Consider the following 264-nt stretch of genomic DNA (forward strand, 5'->3'; position numbering starts at 1 on the left):
GAAGCTCGATTGATTCGATATTAAGCAAAGTGACTTGATTTAGTTACGCTAAACGAACAAACTACTGCAACTCAGATATTCTGTTAATGAACGATGTTCAAAGCACTGCTTTGAACAGAGTGCAAGATTTGAAGAAAGCTAAGGCAACCATAAGACCTCAGTAAGTAATCATACCAGTTGTGCTGGCGACCATAGCAAGAGTGAACCACCTGATCCCTTCCCGAACTCAGAAGTGAAACCTCTTAGCGCTGATGGTAGTGTGGG

The 264-nt window shown here is 42.4% G+C and carries 1 rRNA gene; it reads left to right on the forward strand.

From position 1 onward, the window contains the following. Window positions 1–181: 181 nt before the first annotated feature. A 5S ribosomal RNA gene (rrf, locus tag NI465_RS16655) occupies window positions 182–264 on the forward strand; the annotation flags it as partial.

The organism is Acinetobacter lwoffii (genome assembly GCF_024129855.1).
Lineage (GTDB): Bacteria > Pseudomonadota > Gammaproteobacteria > Pseudomonadales > Moraxellaceae > Acinetobacter > Acinetobacter lwoffii_L.